At 68.9% G+C, this 17,247-nt stretch carries 16 protein-coding genes; 7 read left to right on the top strand and 9 right to left on the bottom strand.

The window, feature by feature from the left end; translation table 11 throughout:
• Positions 1-77 precede the first annotated feature (77 nt).
• The 3 genes from PZE19_RS08960 (at position 78) to PZE19_RS08950 (ending at position 3,298) form a co-directional block, all read left to right on the top strand.
• Positions 78-422, top strand: a complete 345-nt coding sequence (locus PZE19_RS08960) for a hypothetical protein (RefSeq protein WP_277860245.1) — start codon at positions 78-80, stop codon at positions 420-422.
• 625 nt (positions 423-1,047) lie between these two features.
• Positions 1,048-2,256, top strand: coding sequence for a sodium-dependent bicarbonate transport family permease (locus tag PZE19_RS08955; protein ID WP_368411283.1), 1,209 nt, complete (start codon positions 1,048-1,050; stop codon positions 2,254-2,256).
• Positions 2,257-2,875: 619 nt separating this feature from the next.
• The gene (locus tag PZE19_RS08950) at positions 2,876-3,298 is read left to right on the top strand and encodes a secondary thiamine-phosphate synthase enzyme YjbQ (protein ID WP_277860243.1); all 423 of its coding nucleotides are present in this window, start codon (positions 2,876-2,878) and stop codon (positions 3,296-3,298) included.
• Here PZE19_RS08950 and PZE19_RS08945 read toward each other — a convergent pair.
• Positions 3,285-4,613, bottom strand: a complete 1,329-nt coding sequence (locus PZE19_RS08945) for an SGNH/GDSL hydrolase family protein (RefSeq protein WP_277860242.1) — start codon at positions 4,611-4,613, stop codon at positions 3,285-3,287. The two genes, PZE19_RS08950 and PZE19_RS08945, sit on opposite strands and share 14 nt — an antisense overlap.
• Before the next feature lie 121 nt (positions 4,614-4,734).
• On the opposite strand from PZE19_RS08945, the gene amaB reads away from it, so the two are divergent.
• Positions 4,735-6,255: an L-piperidine-6-carboxylate dehydrogenase gene (gene amaB / locus PZE19_RS08940; RefSeq protein WP_277860241.1), complete on the top strand. Its 1,521-nt coding sequence runs from the start codon at positions 4,735-4,737 to the stop codon at positions 6,253-6,255.
• Positions 6,256-6,340: 85 nt separating this feature from the next.
• On the opposite strand, the gene PZE19_RS08935 is transcribed toward amaB, so the two are convergent.
• The gene (locus PZE19_RS08935; RefSeq protein WP_277860240.1) at positions 6,341-7,048 is read right to left on the bottom strand and encodes a (5-formylfuran-3-yl)methyl phosphate synthase; all 708 of its coding nucleotides are present in this window, start codon (positions 7,046-7,048) and stop codon (positions 6,341-6,343) included.
• A complete protein-coding gene (locus PZE19_RS08930) occupies positions 7,045-7,863 on the bottom strand; it encodes an exonuclease domain-containing protein (protein WP_277860239.1) in 819 nt (272 codons plus the stop codon). Before PZE19_RS08930 ends, PZE19_RS08935 begins: the two co-directional genes overlap by 4 nt.
• 124 nt (positions 7,864-7,987) lie before the next feature.
• On the opposite strand from PZE19_RS08930, the gene PZE19_RS08925 reads away from it, so the two are divergent.
• Both PZE19_RS08925 and PZE19_RS08920 read left to right on the top strand, forming a co-directional pair.
• Positions 7,988-8,548 (top strand): CAP domain-containing protein, encoded by a 561-nt coding sequence (locus tag PZE19_RS08925; protein WP_277860238.1) that lies wholly within the window; start codon positions 7,988-7,990, stop codon positions 8,546-8,548.
• Positions 8,549-8,651: 103 nt separating this feature from the next.
• Positions 8,652-9,014: a hypothetical protein gene (locus PZE19_RS08920; RefSeq protein WP_277860237.1), complete on the top strand. Its 363-nt coding sequence runs from the start codon at positions 8,652-8,654 to the stop codon at positions 9,012-9,014.
• Between the two features lie 69 nt (positions 9,015-9,083).
• Here the strand turns inward: PZE19_RS08920 and PZE19_RS08915 are convergent, their stop codons facing one another.
• The 3 genes from PZE19_RS08915 to PZE19_RS08905 form a co-directional block, all read right to left on the bottom strand.
• Positions 9,084-10,274, bottom strand: coding sequence for a phosphoglycerate kinase (locus PZE19_RS08915; RefSeq protein WP_277860236.1), 1,191 nt, complete (start codon positions 10,272-10,274; stop codon positions 9,084-9,086).
• A gap of 149 nt (positions 10,275-10,423) precedes the next feature.
• On the bottom strand, positions 10,424-11,428 hold the full coding sequence (gene gap / locus PZE19_RS08910) for a type I glyceraldehyde-3-phosphate dehydrogenase (RefSeq protein ID WP_277860235.1): 1,005 nt from the start codon (positions 11,426-11,428) through the stop codon (positions 10,424-10,426).
• A 255-nt stretch (positions 11,429-11,683) separates the two neighbouring features.
• Entirely contained in the window at positions 11,684-12,907 is a 1,224-nt protein-coding gene (locus PZE19_RS08905; RefSeq protein ID WP_277860234.1) for a glycosyltransferase family 2 protein, read from the bottom strand.
• A 788-nt stretch (positions 12,908-13,695) separates the two neighbouring features.
• On the opposite strand from PZE19_RS08905, the gene PZE19_RS08900 reads away from it, so the two are divergent.
• A complete protein-coding gene (locus PZE19_RS08900; RefSeq protein WP_277860233.1) occupies positions 13,696-14,367 on the top strand; it encodes a PEP-CTERM sorting domain-containing protein in 672 nt (223 codons plus the stop codon).
• 218 nt (positions 14,368-14,585) lie between these two features.
• Here PZE19_RS08900 and PZE19_RS08895 read toward each other — a convergent pair whose 3' ends face one another.
• The 3 genes from PZE19_RS08895 to PZE19_RS08885 form a co-directional block, all read right to left on the bottom strand.
• Entirely contained in the window at positions 14,586-15,740 is a 1,155-nt protein-coding gene (locus tag PZE19_RS08895; protein ID WP_277860232.1) for an aminotransferase class V-fold PLP-dependent enzyme, read from the bottom strand.
• 76 nt (positions 15,741-15,816) lie between these two features.
• Positions 15,817-16,878 (bottom strand): ThiF family adenylyltransferase, encoded by a 1,062-nt coding sequence (locus PZE19_RS08890; protein ID WP_277860231.1) that lies wholly within the window; start codon positions 16,876-16,878, stop codon positions 15,817-15,819.
• A gap of 57 nt (positions 16,879-16,935) precedes the next feature.
• Positions 16,936-17,205: a MoaD/ThiS family protein gene (locus tag PZE19_RS08885; protein ID WP_277860230.1), complete on the bottom strand. Its 270-nt coding sequence runs from the start codon at positions 17,203-17,205 to the stop codon at positions 16,936-16,938.
• Between the last annotated feature and the right edge of the window lie 42 nt (positions 17,206-17,247).

Below are 17,247 nucleotides of genomic sequence, written 5' to 3'. Positions count from 1 at the left end.
GAGTATTTAATCGAGTCGGCCTTGGCTTCGCCCTGGAAGCCTGGTTCGGCGTCCCCTTCCCCCGTCCCTCCGGAGCCATGAGAGACACCCTGCTGCTCGTCTTCGCACTCCTGGCGTGGCAAGGGGGGCCGCCCTCCGAGACGGCCGCCTCGTCGCTCCACGGCCCGTGCGGCGCGATCGCCGGGGATCTCGTCTGCGCGTCCAACCCCGGCCCCGACCCGGGCCCCGCGCCGAGCCGGTCGATCGACGAGTTTCTGGAGCGCGAGAAGAACGAGGACGACAGCGAGGACCCGGTCGCCTACGGCCCGGGCCCCGACGGCGTTCGCGGGCTTCCGCGCACGCCGCGACCGCGGCCGGTCGCGCCCGGGATCGTCGCCGCCGCGCTTCGGACGTCGCCGCCGACCGCCCCCATGCGGTGTTGAAGGACACACTCGCCCGCCCGGGCCATCGGTCCTCGCCTCCCGTCCTCTCCCGGACCAACCCCTCGCCCGACGCCGCAAGGCCGTCGCAGGCATGACCCCGATCGGTGGAACGACGGAGCCGGGCAGGAACGCGCCGCAGGTTCGCCGACATTTGTCGCCCGCTCTCGCCTCGCGGGGGAGGCCGCGTGCGCCCAGCCTCGCCGGCGTCCCATCCCCGAGCGTGTTCGCCGCCCCATGACGCGGCGGCCGAAGCCTCCCACGCCCTCTATGCTCGCAGGAGAATGATCCGATGAGTTCGAATCGCCCCCATCGCGTCGCGGCGATCGTCGCCCTGTCCGTCGCGGCGCTCGCGATCGCCCGGCCGACGCGGGCCGAAGAGCTGCACGGGCCGATCAAGTCGATCGACATCGACAACAACCGGATGGTGGTCCACGACGAGGCCTCTCAGCGCGACGTCGTGGTCAACTTCACCCGGGCCACGACGCTCCGGCAGGCGGACGGCTCGTCCCATCCGGTCCGCGACCTGAAGGTGGGGACGACGATCGTGGTGGCCGACTCGATCACGGCCTCGCGGATCACGGTCGAGGACAAGCCGACCGAAGCTCCGGCGCCGACTTTCTCGAACATGTTGCACGAGTTCTGGCACAACTTCCGGCACAACCTGTTCAAGCCGCTGCTGCTGTTCTTCTACCTCGGCTTCCTCGTGCCGATCCTCCGCGTGCAGTTCGAGTTCCCCTACGTCATGTACCAGGCGCTGACGATCTACCTGCTGATCGCCATCGGCTGGCACGGCGGCGAAGAGCTGGCGCACCTGAACCCGGGCTCGATCAAGACGATCATCGGCTTCATGGGGGTCGGGTTCCTCGCCAACACGATCATGGGGATCCTCGCCTTCATCATCCTTCGGGCCACCACCCGGATGCGGCGGGTCGACCAGGCCACCGTCGCCGGCTACTACGGCTCGGACTCCGCCGGCACGTTCGTCACCGCGCTGGGCGTGCTGGGGACGGCCCACGTCGCCTTCGACGCCTACATGCCGGTCATGCTGGCGATCATGGAAATCCCCGGCTGCCTCGTCGCCCTCTTCCTCGTGGCCCGCTACCGGGCCCAGGGCATGGACGCGCTCGGCAACATGCCCTTCGAGGCCGGCTACGACCCCGACGCCAAGCCCCTCGTCTCGACGGTGGACGAGCACGGCCACGGCAACGGCCACGCGACGGCCGTCCAGGACGAGGCCGAGATGTCCCTGGAGAAGATGGAGCGGGTCCACCTGAACGGCGGCAACGGCAAGAAGAAGGGCTTCCTCGACGCCAAGCTGATGCACGAGGTCTTCCTGAACACCGGCCTCTACCTGCTGTTCGGCGGCATCACGATCGGCTTCATCAGCGGCCTGCAGGGGCCCGAAGTCACCCGCGCCGACGACAGCTTCTTCGTCACCCTGTTCCAGGGCGTACTCTGCCTCTTCCTGCTCGAGATGGGCATGACGGCGAGCCGCAAGCTGAAGGACCTCAAGACGGCCGGTTGGAATTACGTGGCCTTCGGCCTGCTGGCCCCCAACCTGTTCGCCACCCTGGGCATCATCATCATCCACACCTTCGCCTGGATGACGGGGACCCACTTCCAGCTCGGGACGTACGTCCTGTTCTCGGTGCTCTGCGGCTCGGCGTCGTACATCGCCGTCCCCGCCGTCCAGCGGCTGGCGATCCCCGAGGCCAGCCCGACGCTGCCGCTCGCCGCTTCGCTGGGCCTGACGTTCTCCTACAACGTCACGATCGGAATCCCGATCTACATGGAGATCGCGAAGGCCATCACCCGCGATTTCCCGATCGCCTGACTCCGAAGCCGACCCCCGCCGCCGCCCGCCGGATCCCCCTCCGTGCGGGCGGCCGGGCGTCGGCCGTCGACCTCGCCGGTCGCGCGGACCCGTTGATCCGAGATTCTTCATTCCGTTCGACTTTCTTGCAAATTCACAACGCCTTCACAGGTGCGAATTTACCGGCGGGCATCCTGTCGAGACGTTCATCAGGTGGCTGCCGGCGGCCTCCGCTGCAATCTTGACACGGGGGCGGTCCGGCGGGCATTTTCAGACTCGTCCTCCGAGTCGCCACGACCGATCGCATCCCGAGATCGAACGCCAGGTGCGGCCCCGATCGTCGACCCGTCGCGCCTGGAGCGCCCCGAGGCGAACCCGATCAACCTGAATGGCGAAGGGCCGCGGAAGCCGGCCGGCCCATTCGAAAACGACCCCGCGTCGGGCGCAGACTTTGCAATCCTGGGCGAGGCGGTTTCATCATCTTCGATGCGCACCAGAGTACGGCCCTCTCCGCCTGAATCCGGGCTCGACCTCGCGTTCAGGAGAAGAGGATCGGCGCGGCGTTCCTTGCCCGAGGCCGCGTCGGTGGACGACAAGGAGGTCGTCCCCGTCCTCCCCCCGCCTCCCTGCGGAAACCACCATGAAGTCGCTGACCGAGCACCTGACGTTCAACCTCCCCGTCCGCATGGGCTTCTTGAACATCACCGGCGAGGTCGAGTCGCTCGTCCGCAAGAGCGGCGTCCGCGAGGGGCTCGTCCTGGTCAACGCCATGCACATCACGGCGTCGGTCTTCATCAACGACGACGAACCGGGCCTGCACGAGGACTACAAGGCCTGGCTCGAAGCCCTCGCCCCGTTCGACGCCTCGCCGTCCCGCTACAAACATAATCGGACCGGCGAGGACAATGCCGACGCCCATATGAAAAGGCAGATCATGGGCCGCGAGGTCGTCGTCGCGATCACCGAGGGCAAGCTCGACTTCGGCCCCTGGGAGCAGATCTTCTACGGCGAGTTCGACGGCCGACGCCCGAAGCGGGTGCTCGTGAAGATCATCGGGGAGTAGGCCTCCCGCCCGTCTGCCGTGTCTGAATCTCCAGCAGACGCGCCAGCCGCCGCCCCACGGCGTCCGCCCAGACCTGGCAGCCCAGGGGCGAGAAGTGGCCGTCGCCGAGCTTGCCGTTGAAGAGGGGGCTCGGGGTGGTGGGCTCGCCGGCGGCCAGGCGTCGGATCCTCTCGCGGTCTTCGGCTTCGATGAAGTCCTCCATCGGGTCGTAGTAGGTCGGGCCGTCGTCGCCCAGGATGTCGGGGATCCGGCCGGGGTAATGCGCCGTCTTGCGCGGGCCTTCGACGTGGTTGACCCAGGGGGCGGGGACGGCCAGGCAGGGGATGTCGCGGGCCCGGCAGAAGGCGGCGATCTTCCCGATCCAGTGGCGGTTCTCTTCCCAGTCGGCGCGGCCGTCGAGGACCTCGAACAGGTCGCCGAAGTCGTTGGCGAACAGGCTCAGGATGACGAACTGCGGCCGGAAGCGGTCGGCGTATTCCAGCAGGGTGAAATACTCCTGCTCGGGCGAGTAGCCCAGGTGGCCCGTGTTGAGGACCTCCACACTCGTCTTGAAGCGATCGGCCAGGACTCGCTCCAGACACGCGGGGGGCGTCTGGTCGTCCCCGACGAACAGGCCCTGCATGTAGGAGTCGCCCAGGACGATCCCGCGGAGCGAGGCGTCCAGGTCCGGCTCGCCGCCCCGCACGCCCCACGAGTTCGTGTTCTGGACCGACTCGCGGACGACCACCGCGCCGGCGGCCTCGGCGAGTTCCCGCAGGGCGGGCGTATCCGGGATCGGGAAGTACGCCAACACGCCCCCCTTGCTCTTGAGGTTCCGCACCCAGATCGAACGCGTGTTCGGCCGGAACCGGTACGAGCGGCCCGTGTCGTCGGCCTCGAAGACCGTCGCGGGGAGCAGCAGCGCCTTGTCGAAGTTCCCCCACCTCAGGAGGGCGTGGTCGGGGTCGAGCCCCGCCTCGTCGAGCAGGCGTTTCAGCTTGGGGTCGTACTGGTCGTAGGCCGAGCGGAGCTTGCCCCGGGCCTGGTCCATGTCGAACAGCCGCCGGCGTCGCCAGTCGGCGTCGATCCAATCGCGGCCGGCGACGTCGCCCGTGAGCGTGGCGACTCCTCGGTGGAGCTTTGCGAACGTCCACGAGGCCGCGTAGCGTCCCGTCGACGTGCCGACGAGCAGGCCCGCCAGCAGGCAGGCGGTGAGGCCGGCGATGACGAGCTTGAACCGGCGTGAAAGCCGCTCGCCGCGCTCGACGAAGCGGAAGGTCCGCTGGCGGTATCGGTCGCGACGGCGGCGGAACGGGGCGAGGCGGCGGTGGGACACGGAGAGGCCTTCTCGGTCGAGTGAGGACGGTTCGTCCCTCCGATCTTATCCCCGAAATGGACCCTCCGCAGTAGAATGGATCGGGATTCGCCGAGCCTGCAAGATCGACGGGAGCCGCATGATGTTCGAAGACCTCCTGAAGCGGCTGGGCGTGGGCCCGGTCGAGTCGGGCGCCTGCCACGTCCGCTGGATCGAGGACCCCGGAGGCGAGGAGATCGCCTCCCTGAACCCCGCCGACGGCCGGCCCCTGGGGCGGGTTAAGCTCGCGAGCCGGGCCGTGTACGACGAGGTCGTCGGGCAGGCCGCCGCCGCCTTCGCGAATTGGCGGATGACGCCCGGGCCCCGCCGCGGCGAGGTCGTCCGCAAGATCGGCGAGGAGTTGCGCAAGCATAAGGCCGACCTGGGCCTGCTCATCACCGCGGAGACGGGCAAGATCCGCTCCGAGGGCGAGGGCGAGGTCCAGGAGATGATCGACATGGCCGACTTCTCCGTCGGCCTCTCGCGCCAGCTTTACGGCCTGACGATCGCCAGCGAGCGGCCCCGCCACCGGATGATGGAACAGTGGCACCCGCTCGGGCCGATCGGCGTCATCACCGCGTTCAACTTCCCGGCGGCCGTCTGGGCCTGGAACGCGATGGTCGCGGCCGTCTGCGGCGACGCGATCATCTGGAAGCCCTCTCCGCTGGCCCCGCTGACCGCCGTGGCCGTCCAGAAGATCGTCGCGAGGGTCGCCGAGCAGGAGGGCTTCCCCGGCGTCTTCAATCTCTGCCTGGGCTCGATCGAGGACGTCGGCGAGCCGATGCTCAACGACGCGCGCCTGCCCCTGATCTCGGCCACGGGGAGCTGCCGCCTGGGCTATCACGTCGCCGAGGTCGTCGGCCGTCGGCTGGGCCGGACGATCCTGGAGCTGGGCGGCAACAACGCCGTGATCGTCGCCCCGAGCGCCGACCTGGACATGGCGGTCCGCGGGATCGCCTTCGCCGCCGTGGGGACCGCCGGCCAGCGCTGTACGTCGGCCCGTCGCCTGATCGTCCACGAATCGCTCTACGAGACGGTCGTCGGTCGGCTCGCCAAGGCCTATGCGACGCTGCCGATCGGCAACCCCTGGGACGACGGCGTCCTCGTCGGCCCCCTGATCCACGAGCCGGCCGTCGAGGCCATGCAGTCCGCACTCCGCCGCGCGGTGGAGCAGGGGGGCGAGGTCGTCGCCGGCGGCCGGCGGCTGGACCGTCCCGGCTGCTTCGTCGAGCCGGCCCTGGTGCGCGCGAAGCCCGGCATGGCGGTCGTCGCCGAGGAGACCTTCGCGCCGATCCTCTACGCGATCCCCTACCGCGAGATCGGCGAGGCGATCGCGATCCAGAACGAGGTCGAGCAGGGCCTGACCTCGGCGATCTTCACCCGCGACCTGATGGAGGCCGAGCGGTTCCTCTCGCCCGAGGGCTCCGACTGCGGCATCGCCAACGTCAACATCGGCACCTCGGGCGCCGAGATCGGCGGGGCCTTCGGCGGCGAGAAGGCGACCGGCGGCGGCCGCGAGGCCGGCTCCGACTCGTGGAAAGCCTACATGCGGCGGCAGACCTGCACCATCAACTACGGGACCGACCTGCCGCTCGCGCAGGGTGTCCGCTTCGACGTCGGCTGATTTCGGCCCGCAACACCCTTCTTTCGCCGGGAGGAGCAAAGACGAGGCCGCTCATCGGGTGACGTTGATCCGGATTCCCCCCACCTCATCCCTCGCGAGGAGGGGAGGCCGTTGGGAGAGTGATTCGGACGAGTTCCGCGACCCGTCGCTGATCGACGTCGCGCATCCGGTCGCCGGCCTCGCAGGCGGCGCCGCGGACGGCGAGGACGTCGGGGCGGAGCACGCGGAAGCTGTCGAGGGATTCCGCCGTGAGGCCGCCGGCGATGGCCAGGAGCATGCCCGACTTGCCGATCTCGTCGGCCAGCTCGTTCAGCTCCTCGCTCCATATCGGCGCGGGTCGGGACTTGTCCCACGTGTCGAACAGGACGCCGGCGAAGTCCCTGCCCATGGCGTCGAGGACGTCCTCGGGTCTCGGGGCGCCCGCCGCCTTCCAGTCCGTGTAGACCACCGCGATCCAGCGGCTGGACCGCGTCGGCAGGCTCGCCCGCAGATCGGCCCAGGCGTCTCGCCATCCGGGCCCGGCGCCCGCCAGGCCGAGCTTCACGTAGGTGAGACCTTCGAAGGCGTCCCCGGGGAACGCGGGCCGGCGTTCGATCCACTCGGGGAGTTCGCCCAGGGCGACGCTCAGGGGAACTTCGTCGGGGACGACCTCGCGGACCTCGCGCCAGGTCGGGAACGAGGCCCGGCCGAGCGGGCCGTTCGCCGGCTCCTTGACGTCGATGATCGACGCGCCGCCGGCGAGGGCGCGGCGGGCTTCCTCGGCCGATCGCACGCTGACGAGGAGTCGGGTCATGGCCGGGCTCCGGGCCCTTCGAGGACCTCGTACGTCCGGATGCGATCCAGCCGGAAGGATTTCTCGACCGAGTCGATGTGGCAGGTCGCCACGACGTAGGCGACGCCCCCGCGGTGGGCGAAGCTCCTGGGCGTGATGATCCGCGGGACGTCGCCGCGGGTGCCGCCGTCGTAGGCGATGCGGACGGGCCGGCCCCGGCCGAGGGCTTCGTCCAGCCGCTCCCAGCCGATCGGCGGCCGCACCGGTCGCGAGCCGTCGTGGATGGGGTACGAGACCCGCGCGACATCGTCGGCCGCCGGGCCGTCGAGCCGCAGCCAGAGGTCCATCACGGCCGCCGCGTCGCTCAGGGCGCGATGCCGGGCCTGCGGGGCGATCCCGAAATGCGCCACGAGCAGGTCCAGCCGGTGGCTCCGCAGTTCCGGCAACGCGGCGCGGGCCAGGGGGAGCGTGTCGAGGACCGGCCGGTCGGGGATCGCCATTCCGGCGCGGGTCAGCTCCATGCCGAGGAAGCCGGCGTCGAACGCGGCGTTGTGGGCGAGCAGGGGGGCGTCGGGTGTGCGGCCGAGGAGGTGGACGAAGTCGGGGAGGACGTCGGCGGCGGGAGGGGCCTCGGCGAGATCCGAGTCGAGGATGCCGTTGATCGCCCGGGCGGCCGCCGCGATCGGGCGGCCGGGATTGATCAGGCGTTCGAAGGTCTCGACGACGAGCCCGTCGGCGTCGAAGACCAGGGCCCCGATCTCGACCACGCGGTCGGAGGCGGGGTCGAGCCCGGTGGTTTCGAGGTCCAGGGCGATGCAGAGCGGTTCGCGGGGCATGGTTTGGGCGGGAGTTTCACGAAGGTCGCGGGGCGGGGCCGATCGACTCCTGGGTATGATACGTCGGAGGACGCCCGTGCGTCTGCGTCGCGCGGGATCCGGACGCCGTGGGGACGTCTCGATCATGACCTTCGTCACGACCCGATCGACCCGTCGGATCGTCGCCGCCCTCGCGGCGCTGGCGGTCGCGCTCGCGCCGGGATGCGTCTCGATCTCGATCTGGCCGAAGCCCCTGGCCGGCCCCGACGAGGCGCGGCCCTGGCCGAAGCCCGACGCCCCCGGCGAGCTGGACCTGGACGCGGTCCGCGAGTCGCTGCTGAAATTGCACAACGAGGCCCGGGCCGAGAAGAAACGAGGACGCCTGGCGATCAGCCGGGTCCTCCAGGAGGCCGCCCAGGCGCACGCCGAGGAGATGGCCGAGCGTCGCAAGATGACCCACACCGGGGCCGACGGATCCTCGGTCGCCGAACGCATTCGGGACCGGGGCTACGACTATCGCCGCTGCGGCGAGAATATCGCCTACGGCCACTACTCGCCGGAGCTGGTCGTGCGAGGGTGGCTGACCAGCCCGCCCCACCGCAAGAACATCCTGGGCGGATTCACTCAGATCGGCCTGGGCTACGCGACCGACAAAAACGGCACGCCGTACTGGTGCGTCACATTCGGACTCCCCTTGAGCCGTTGACCGCCGACCGGCCGCGATTCCGTCGGGTATGCTTCAGCAGATCCATGATGGAACATGGAATCGTCTCCCCTTCCGCGTCGGATCGACGTGAGGATCGAGGACCATGAGCAGGCTTAGGGTTTTCGCGTTTCTGACGCTCGCGACGGCGGTGCTGGCGATCTCCGGTTGCCACAGCGGCGGTCGGCGCAGCGCGGTCGGCGGCGAGCCGGCCCTGTCCGGGCTCGACGCCGAGGACAAGGCCTATCTCGACGCCCCGGCGGCGCGGCAGGAGACGGTCGTCGACCGCCACCCGCTGTTCGCCAAGCCCCGGGAATACTGGGAGAACTCCGGCGACAACCGGATCGTCAAGGCCGCGGCGGCGACCTTCGTCGGCGTCCCGGTGGGCTTCGTCGGCGAGGTCAAGCAGATCTTCGTCGGCGCCCCGCCGACGGTCGTGACCGCGCCGACCACCCACGTCACGCCCTGATCGAGTCGTCCCGAACGCCGGACGCCGCGGAAAACCCGAGGCGTCCGGCCGTCGAGCACTCAACGGTGATCAACGGTCGGGGATGACCTTGATCGAGTTGAACTGCTTGCCCTCGAGCGACTCGAGGAAGGCGCCGCCGCCGGTCGAGACGTGGCTGACCTTCTCGGCGTAGCCGAACTTCTCGACGGACTCGGCCGACTCGCCGCCGCCGACGGCGGTGACGCCCGACGACTCGGCCATGGCCTCGGCGACCGCGCGCGTCCCCTTGGCGAAAGCCTCGACCTCGAACATGCCCATCGGGCCGTTCCACACGACGGTGCCGGCCTCGCGGACGATCTTCGAATACTCGGCGATCGTCTTGGGGCCGATGTCCATGCCGAACCAGCCTTCGGGGATGGCCGCGCCGTCGGCGACCTTCACCTCGGCGCCGGCCTCGGGCTTGTCGGCGATGAGGTGGTCGACGGGCAGGACGATCTTGCCGCCGGCCGTGTCGAGCAGCTTCTTGGCCACGTCCAGCTTGTCCAGCTCGACGCGGCTCTTGCCGATCTCGATCCCCTGAGCCTTCAAAAAGGTGTAGGTCATCGCGCCGCCGACGAGGAGCTTGTCGACCTCCTTCAGCAGGCTCTCGATCACGAGGATCTTGTCGGACACCTTGGCCCCGCCCATCACCGCGACGTAGGGGTGCTTGGGGTTCTTGAGGAGGGTGTCGAGGATCTTGAGTTCCTTCTCGACGAGGAAGCCGATCGCCCGCTTCTCGGGGGCGAACTGCTCGGGGACGGCGACCATCGAGGCCTCGTCGCGGTGGCAGGTGCCGAAGGCGTCGTTGACGTAGGCGTCGCCCAGGCCGGCGAGGGCCTTGGCGAACTCGGGGTCGCCCTTCTTCTCGCCCTTGTTGAACCGCACGTTCTCCAGCACGAGCACGCCGCCCGGCTTGAGCGCGGCGGCCAGCTTCTGGGCGCTGGGGCCGACGGTGTCGTCGGCCTTCTCGACGGGCTTGCCGAGAAGCTCCTGGAGCTTGGCGGCGACCTTGTCGAGCTTGAACGGGGCGTCGGTCGCCGGGTCGCCCTTGGGGCGGCCCAGGTGGGTGATGAGGATCAGCGAGCCGCCGCGGTCGAGGACGTCCTGGAGCGTCGGCAGGGCCGAGCGGATCCGGCGGTCGTCGGCGACCTCGCCGTCCTTGGTCTGGGGCACGTTGAAGTCGACGCGGACGAGGACTTTTTTCCCCTTCACGTCGAGGTCGCGGACGGTCTGCTTGGGCATGGATGCTTCCTGATGAGGTGAAGAAAAAAGGCCCGCTCCGTCACGGGCCCCGGTGGGCCGGGGACGGCGTCGAAGCGGGCCGATGGATCGAATCGAGACGCGGCGGGCGGTCGGGCCCGGCTCGGCGAATCAGCTCAACTCAACTCAGCTCAGAGGGCGCCCAGCTTGGCGATCAGCTCGGCGGTCCGGTTCGAGTAGCCCCACTCGTTGTCGTACCACGAGAGGACCTTGACGAAGTTGCCGTCCAGGACGATCGTCTGGTCGGGCACGAAGATCGACGAGTGGGGGTTGCCGACGATGTCGCTGGAGACGATCGGGTCCGGGTTGTACTCGAGGATCCCCTTCAGCGGGCCTTCGGCGGCCGCCTTGACGGCCCCGTTCAGCTCGTCCTTGGTGACGCTCTTCTTGAGGATCGCGGTGAGGTCGACGACCGAGCCGTCGGGCACGGGGACCCGCATGGCGAAGCCCGTGAGCTTGCCGTTCAGCTCGGGGATGACCTCGCCGACGGCCTTGGCGGCGCCCGTCTTGGTCGGGATCATGTTGATCGCCGCGGCGCGCGAGCGGTACAGGTCGCTGTGGATCTGGTCGGCCACGCGCTGGTCGTTCGTGTAGGCGTGGATCGTCGTCATCAGGCCCTTCTCGATGCCGAAGGTGTCGTTGATCACCTTGGCGAGCGGGGCGAGGCAGTTCGTCGTGCACGAGGCGTTCGAGACGATCCTCAGGTCCTTGTTGATGACCTGGTCGTTCACGCCGAGGACGATCGTGGCGTCGAGCGTGTCCTTGGCCGGGGCGCTCAGGATGACGCGCTCGGCGCCGGCGTCGATGTGCTTCTGGAGCTGTTCCTTGCTCGTGAAGAAGCCGGTCGACTCGAGGGCGACCTGGCAGCCGAGGGACTTCCAGGGCAGGTTGACCGGATCCTTCTCGGACGTGATCGCGACCTTCTTGCCGTTGACGATCAGGGCCTTGTCGGCGGCCTCGACGGTCCCCTTGAAGCGGCCGTGGACGCTGTCGTACTTGAGCAGGTAGGCCAGGTGCTTGGGATCGGCCAGGTCGTTGATGGCAACGACGTCGAATTTGTCGGGCTGCTGGGCGAGCACGCGGAAGACGAGGCGCCCGATGCGACCGAAACCGTTGATACCGACGCGGACAGACATCGAAGATCTCCAGTGATACGCCCGTCGGCCGCGCCAAACGTGGTCGCGACCCGGCCCGAGCATATTCGAACATGCACACGGATCGGGACGGCGTTCCGGTCGGCCGGGCGGACGATCACGGGAGACGGCCGGGGGCCGGAGGATTCCGGCGCCCCAAAGACCCGACTGGCCCCATCCTGGACCCTGTGTTCAATCCTATCAATCTGACTCGATTATACACGGGTTGGCAAGATGCTGGTCCCCTCGCGGCCCCCGTCAGCGGCCGGCGGTCCGCGCGGTCCGCACCCACTCCGCCGGCTTGTCGCCGAGCCGGACGGTCAGCTTCCAGGCCGCATAGATCGGGATGTAGGCGAGCGTCGCCAGGTAGCCGAGGGGCAGGCCGAATACGGCGAACGGGGCCAGGGCGTAAAGGCCGACCGCGGCGATCATCAGCAGGGTCGAGCCCAGCAGGACCCACGACGCCGGGTGCGCCAGCGGGTCGGCGAAGGCGAACGCGGCCGCGGCGTTCAGGAACGCCAGCAAGGTCAGCGCGGCCAGCAGCTTCATCATCGGCGGCGTCTTCAGCTCGACGGCCGAAGCCAGCCGCTCGAACAGGCCCATGCGGCGGTCGCGGAGGACCTCGCCGAAGAGCCGCTTCTTGATCTCCTTGCGGCCGAACTCCCACCGCCGGCGCTGGGCGGCGGCGGCCTCGCCGCCTTGCTCCAGCATGGTCGCCTTCACCACGGCGTCGGGGACGAACGCGATCCGCTCGCCGGCCATGCGGACGATCCACGAATACTCGTAGTCCTCGACCAGCCCATACGCCTTCCACGGCACCCGCTTCAGGCCCCGGGTCGTGAAGCCCATGCCGTTGCCGTTCAGCGGCGAGCTGAGGCCGAGCCGGTCCAGCCCGAACGGGCCGACGCCGTTGACCAGGCTGAAGGCGTAGGTCATGAGCCGGGTCCGCCACGAGGCGTCGGCGTTGGCGACCGTGTAGTAGCACTGGAGCCAGTCGGCCCCCTCGCGGATCCTGGCGTCGAACTTGCGCAGGAGGTCGGCCGAGGCCACCGTGTCGGCGTCGATGATCACAAGGGCGTCGAGGCGGTCGAACCGGCCCGATTCCTGGAGCCGCTCGATCAGGTACTCGAGCGCGTACCCCTTGGTCCGCCTGTCGGTCGTGTTCCGGACGACGACCTCGGCCCCCTCGGCCTCGGCGATGGCGGCGGTCTCGTCGGTGCAGTTGTCGGCGATGACGAGGACCTGGAACAGCTCGACCGGATACGCCTGAGCCCGGCAGCTCTGGACCGTCCGGGCGATCCCCTCCCGCTCGTCATGCGCCGGGATGACGATCAGGAACCGCGATTCCGGCGAGGCCGGCAGCTTCGTCCGCCGCGAAGCGAAGAGGGCCGCCAGCGCCGAGAGCAGCAGCATCAGCAGGAAGGGCAGGGCGACGAAATTCAACCCGATGACCAGGACCGCGAACAGGCCGGCGAGCGACATCGGGCGAGGATCTCCGGTGCGGGTAGGCGGGGCGTGGCGTCCTGAGAGGCCGACTGGGGAGCATCGAGTGTAGCTCATCGGCCGAGGCGTCGGGTAGCTCGAAATCGAGATCGTCGGGGGCCGGCGATGTCAGGAAGATCTGCTTTAAGTTTCGATTATCAAAGGTTTTGTGAAAAATCCAGCGCCGTCGTCTGGTGCCCGGATCGCCGGTCGGCTTCACTTGGTTTCGTTACTGCGCAATTCTTGGAGGTCAAATCCGTCACAAGTCATTCGTTGAAATTGATTTAGGTCGATCTAACAGGCCTCTGGAATTGGGTTCGTTAGTCGTCTTTCACGTCGTTTCTCCAGGCCTCGTCGGACCCGGGTGAGTGAAGAGCGATCCGGCCGAGGCCCTACCTAAGAGGATACGACATAACGGTCGAATCGTTTACGAGATCGCTCGGAGGGGCCGGGCGTCGAACGGCGGAATCCGGTCGCGGGGCGATCGGAAAGCGTCCGACTGCCGGGCGACGACTCGAGAGAAATCCGGTGCAACCCTCGGAGCTTTAAGGCGCGAGCAAGCCGCCATGACTTGCGGCTGTGGCGTTCAAAACGACGAAAGGCGAACCCGAGCCGCCTGAACTCTCGGATCGTCCACGAACGCCCGGTCGGGAAAAGCGTGATGAAACGACGCCGTCGGCAGGCCCTCGGGACGGTGAGAGGTTAGGTGATTGCCCTCGCTGGTTTCCACGGCTAAGATCTTCGGACTTCGGTGTTTGGGCACGTTTGGAAATCAGGAGATTTAGCATATGATCAAGAAACTCGTCGTCTCGGCGATGCTGCTGTCGGCGTCGTTCGCGAGCCAGGTGCAGGCCGGCACGTTCAATTTCAGCTTCGCCAGCCCGGGGGTCGGCGGCGTCATCGAATTGACTTACGGCCCGGCGACGGACGCGAAGTATCCCGACGCATTCGAGGTGACCGGGATCCGCGGGACCTTCTCCGATTCCAACAACGGCCTGGGCATCGTCGACGCGGCGATCCTCGGTCTCGTGGCGATCAGGCGAGACGCGCCCGAATCCACCAATCTCCTGGCGCCGAACGATTTCAGCAGGTTCTCCGTCCAGTCGGGGCTGGATCCCATCAGCAACAACAGCCTGAGCTATACCAACCTGTTCTGGCCGAACGGCTCGCCGCAGACCGCCTCGGACTACGAATTCCACGGCGGATTCTTCGACATCTACGGGCTGCTCTTCGACATTGGCGGCGGCCGCGTGGTCAACTTCTGGAGCGGCGGCGACTTCGGAAACGGCCCCACCTACGGCGTCGCCGTCGCGACGTCAGCCCAGGCGCTGGATTACATCCAGGGCGGCGTCTCGGTCACGGCCGTCCCGGAGCCCGGCTCGCTCGCCCTGCTCGGGCTCGGGCTGGTCGGCGCGCTGGCCTGGCGCCGCGATCCGCTCCGCGGTCGCCTGCCGCGCTGAGCCGTCGCGAGAGTCGGAACGGTCCGATTCGCGATCAGGTCTCAGATTGTTTGGCGCCGTTTTCGAGGGCCGCCTCGGCGGTCGCCTGGGGAGTTGCACACGCCCCCCGGGCGACCGACCGAGGACGACCCTCGGCGTTTTCGACGAGCGAAACGTATCCATCAATCGGAGTCTGACTCTCCCTCCGCGACCGATCGACGAGCAACTGGGATCGACCGTCAGGCCACGCCGGCGGTGATCTCGGAGAGGGCCCCGAGGAACTGGGCGATCTCGTCGGACGTCGTGAAGGGCGAAGGAGAGAGCCGCAGCAGGCCGTCGGGGAACGAGCCCAGGTTGCGGTGGATGTAGGGGGCGCAGTGCAGGCCGGGGCGGACGGCGATGTCGAACGTCACGTCGAGGATGGCGGCCAGGTCCTGGGGGGGGAGGCCGTCGGGGGTGAAGAGCGAGAGGGCTCCGACGTGGGTCTCGGGGTCCCAGCGGCCGGCGACGCGCCAGCCCTCGGAGCGGCCGGCCCAGTCGACGACCTGCTGGAGCAGTCCGACCTCGTGCTTGCGGAGGGCGTCGGGCCCGCGCTCGGCGACCCAGGCGATCCCCTTGCCCAGGCCGGCGAGGCCCAGGACGTTGGGCGATCCGCCTTCGAGGAAGTAGGGGCGGAGCGTCGGCTGCAGCTCGCTGGACGAGTCGCCGCCGGTCCCCCCCTCGCGCCAGGCGCGGATCCGGCCGTCGACGCGGGGGCCGACGTAGAGCGCGCCGGTGCCGGTCGGGCCGTACAGGCCCTTGTGGCCGGGCAGGGCGAGCAGGTCGATGGGGGTCGCCTTCAGGTCGATCGGCACGACGCCGGCGGACTGGGCGGCGTCGACCAGGAAGAGCGCCCCGGCGGCGCGGACGGCCTGGGCGACGGCCGCGATCGGCTGGACGGTCCCCAGCACGTTGCTGGCGTGGGTCATGGCGACCAGGGTCGTCTTGGGGGTGATCGCGGCGGCGACGTCCTCGGCCGCGACGTAGCCGTCGCGCGAGACGACGCGGGTCGACGTGATCTTGCCCGCCTTCTCGAGCGCGCGGATGGGCCGGCTGATCGAGTTGTGCTCGAGGTCGGTCAGGACGACGTGGTCGCCCTCCTGGACGATCCCCTTGATCGCCATGTTGAGGGCGTCGGTGCAGTTGAGCGTGAAGATCCAGCGGTCGGGGGCCTCGCCGCGGAAGAACTGGTTCAAGGCGTGGCGGACGTCGTCCAGCATCTTCTCGGCCGCCATCGCCATGCGGTGCCCGGCGCGGCCGGGGTTGGCGAGGGAGCGGCGGGCGAAGCGGTCGAGTTCCTGATACACCGCCTCGGGTTTGGGGAAGCTGGTGGCGGCGTTGTCCAGATAGATCATGGCAGGCTCCAGGGAGGTCGGCCGCGGCGGCGGGCTCGCGGGCGAGCGAGAGATCGGTCAGAAGCGGGGCCGCGGCTCAGACGCCGACGAACTGCGAGTAGAGCGTGCGCGCCTTGGCGATGTCGTTGGTCCCCTTGATGATGGCCCGGCCGTCGGGGAAGACGGTGAACTCGTAGCCCTCGGTGGCGAACCGGAGCATGAAGGCGTTGTGGCGGACGTCGCCGACGCCCTTCAGGCGGTCGGCCATCTCGGCGAACTTGAGCGGCTCGGGCCGGCGGCTGGCCACCTGCACGGCGTTGCGCCCGCAGAGGGCCGTCGTGTGCGAGCCCATCTCGCCCTCCAGCCATTCGAACTTGCGATGCTTGCAGCAGGGGCAGTCGACCTTGCCGTGCAGGCCCGAGATCTTGAGCTGGCGGAAGGTCCAGTCCCACAGGTCGACCATGATCAGGTCGCGGTTGAGCGCGGCCTTCGCCCCCGAGAGGATCTTGATCGCCTCGACGGCCTCGAACGAGGCGATCACGGCGACCGCCGGCCCCAGCACGCCGGCCGTCTCGCAGGTGGGGGTCATCCCCGGCGGGGGCGCGGTCTCGATCACGCACCGCAGGCAGGGGGTCTCGCCGGGGATGATGGTCATCGTCTGGCCTTCCGAGCCGATGACCCCGCCGTAGATCCAGGGCTTGTTCAGCTTCACCGAGGCGTCGTTGATCAGGTAGCGGGTCTCGAAGTTGTCGGTGCCGTCGAGGATCAGGTCGGCGTCGCCCATCAGGTCGATCGCGTTCGTGTGGTCGATGTCGGTGACCACCGGCTCGATCTCGATGCTGCTGTTGATCAGCCGGAGCTTCCGCGCGGCGGCCTCGGCCTTGGGGAGGTTGTCGGCGACGTCCTGCTCGTCGAAGAGGATCTGGCGCTGGAGGTTGTGGGTCTCGATGAAGTCGCGGTCGATGATCCGCAGGTGGCCGACCCCGGCGCGGGCGAGGTGGTTGGCCAGGACGGTCCCCAGGGCGCCGCAGCCGCAGAGCGTCACCCGGCTCTTCATCAGGGCGCGCTGGCCGGCCTCGCCGAGGGCGGGGAAGCGGACCTGGCGCGAGTAGCGGTCGAGCGGGTCGGGGGTCGTCGCGGCGGGGGCGGGCGCGGGCATGTCGGGCTCCGGGTCGTGCGTCGAGTCTCGGTCGGGGCGGGGCGGGCGGTTCGCGGGTCAGCCGCCGGCGACGGCCGGGATGATGCTGACCTCGTCCTTGTCGGCGACCGGCGTGTCCATGTCGTCGAGGAAGCGGACGTCCTCGTTGTTGACGTAGATGTTGACGAAGCGGCGGATCTCGGCGCCGTCGAACAGGCGATCCTGGATCGCCGGGTGCTGGCGGCCGAGGTCGGCCAGGACCTCGCCGACCGTCGAGCCGGCGGCCTCCACCTTGTCGAGTCCGCCCGTCTGGGGCCGGAGGGGGGTCGGGATGCGGACCAGTGCCATGAAGGAAATCCTGTCTACAGAGAGATTCTATACACGATGTGA

The sequence above is a fragment of the Paludisphaera mucosa genome (genome assembly GCF_029589435.1).
Taxonomy (GTDB): Bacteria; Planctomycetota; Planctomycetia; order Isosphaerales; family Isosphaeraceae; genus Paludisphaera; species Paludisphaera mucosa.
Note: the sequence above shows the minus strand (reverse complement) of the source record. Positions and strands in the feature narration are given on the sequence as shown.